This window comes from Bacteroides sp. 51 (assembly GCF_010500965.1).
Lineage (GTDB): Bacteria > Bacteroidota > Bacteroidia > Bacteroidales > Bacteroidaceae > Bacteroides.
The window spans coordinates 948-3,392 of sequence record NZ_QVMI01000080.1 but is presented as its reverse complement, the minus strand read 5'-3'; the positions used below and the strand labels follow the sequence as shown (position 1 = coordinate 3,392).

The following is a 2,445-nucleotide window of genomic DNA, read 5'->3' as shown; positions in this document are numbered from 1 at the left end:
CTGTTGTAAGTAGCAAAGTCATCGTCAGCTTGCACTTTGTTATTGAACGGAGCAGTGGTTTCATTGACATAAGGAATAGTAGTCCAAGATGTGATGGCAGTTGTATATTCTGCCGGTTTATACAAAATCTGTGAAGTGGAGAAGCTAGCACCCACAGGACTGATAGCAACCAGGGAACCCCACTGGAAGTAAACACCTTGTGCCTGGGCATCAACGCTTGTGTCGTCAGGGCCGGTAGAGAAGGTCAGTTTTGTACCATCCCAAACGATATTACTACCGCCGAACTCAGCGGGAACAATAGGCTGAACATTCAACGTAACGGCTACATCGGCGAATAAGCCATCTGTGTTTACAAAGTTCAGAGTGGCGGCTCCGGTAGAATTGGCAGCAACGGTGAACTTAACAGTGGCTGTACCTGACGTACCGGTCATAGCTTCTAAAGCTGTTTTAGAAGCAGCAGTAAGTACACCCGAAGCATCGGTTACAGAACCAATCTTCCAACTGGTATTGCTCTGTACCGTAAAGCTGTATTCTTTACTGGTAGCAGAAGCGTATTTACTTTTAACGTCCTTGTAGATAAGGCCGTAATTCTTCTGCAACAACTTCACTGTAGCTTCATGACCACTCTGGGTACGGAACGTAACCGCTGATTCTTCATCGGTGGGCAGGGTGCTGTTGCCATTAGACGTTACGGCTGTGGTAGTAATGGTGTACTGTTTAGAACCACCATTGAAGGTTTCACTTACCGGTTGACCTTCCAGGTTAGAACAGATTTTGCTTACCGTTGCAGTAACATATTCTGTGTTAGGCTCCCATACCACCCGCAGGGTTTGAGCGCCGGCCAGCGTGGCGTCTTTCCGGGGAGTGAAGGTGAGCTGGTATCCCGAAGAGATTTCAGTATCAGCTAGATAGAGCTTAATACCCGGCTGTACACTTGATGCTGTACCCTGAGTAACAGTAATCGGTTTGCGGATACGTCCGGCTTCCAGATAGATCTTTGCCGAACGGGAAGCGCCGGTTTCGTTTGCTTCTAATTCGATATAGGTTTCGGTTATATTGTCTTTACCACCTGTGGCAGGAACCAGTTTCAACCAGCCGGCCGTTTGGCTCTCGTTGGTAGCATCAACGTACTTTTCTACTTTCCAACCGGTGGTATAGTCGGTCCATACATTAAGTGTATTTTCGGTTGTCTTGCTTGTCACGGCTTCTTTGTTGAAGGTGTATTCATCCTTATCTACCGCCAGGGTATATTGCCCATCAGTAGTTAGAATATTCATGCCTACCCCGTTCCAGGTTAGTACGCTGGCTTCGATATTTACCGGACCGCTGCGGAAGGCAATATCAGGGGTTTCGTAACCCGAACCGGATACTTTGGTGATGTTTATGGTGTATTTGTGATTGCGAAGTACATCAAGAAAAGCCTGTGCTGATCCTGTGCCGGTAGAGAAATCTACGCGGTAATAGCTGGGTTCGCTATCGCTGTTGTAGGTACCGCCCACTACCAGACAAGTACGTTTAAGCAAGTCTTTGGCTTTGGTATGGTTATCGGTATGGTTCTCAGCTTCCATAATATAAATCTCACGCACACACTGGTTGAGTGTCGTGTTGATGGCTGTGCCATTGTATAATAGTGGACCTTCGGTAAGAGTTGAAGAGGTGGGCACAATCGGATAGGTTACTTTACCATCTGTCAGACCCGCGGCAGTAGTAGGAACTACCGTGCCCTGGGTATTGTAGTTATATACATATACACTGGATAGCTTAAAGTTGGTTACGGCAGTGGGAACCACCACATCCACCCGTGCTACCATACGCAGGAGATTGATGTTCTTTATCTCGGTAGTTTCATTAATGGTCTTTGTACCGATATCGCCCCACATGGGGAAGGGCTTGGACCCGTCTACCGGCCATTTACCTTCTGCGGGTACGGCAGCGGTAAGCGCGGCCAATGCAGCAGCTTTGTTCTTACCCTCCAGGGTGGCGGCGTCTACTATAGTGCGGGCATTTGCCAGTACCACCAGGTCGTATTCGCCCCGGCGCAGGGTAACGGTAAAGGTCTTGGCATTTCCGGTTCCTGTGATCTGACTACCGCTACATCCGGCGGTATATACATAGGTACCGCCGTTCTTACCGAACACCAATACATCGATTTCGGTGACGGCATTCTCTCCGTCCTCAGAGAGGGCGCGGGTGTCGGGTACACTTTCGCCGGGCAGGCGAAGGGAGAAGGTGACCAGGGCGTCACCTTTTCCCGTTGGGGTAATTTCTTCTTCATGCCCTGTGCACGCCATCAGCGTGGAGAGCAGTAGGAACGCCACTGCGGGCAGCAGCGTCCGTAATCGGGTGTATCCACTTAATTTCATGGGTTATCTGTTTTTGGTTTAATAATATTGAGCCTCACCCCGGCCCTCTCCAAAGGAGAGGGGGAGGGAGTTACACCATTCG

General features: G+C 49.3%; 1 protein-coding gene. It reads right to left on the bottom strand.

The features are described 5' to 3' along the window. On the bottom strand, positions 1-2,363 hold a 2,363-nt coding region (locus D0T87_RS23490; protein WP_163178579.1), incomplete at its 3' end, for a BACON domain-containing protein. Positions 2,364-2,445 lie beyond the last annotated feature (82 nt).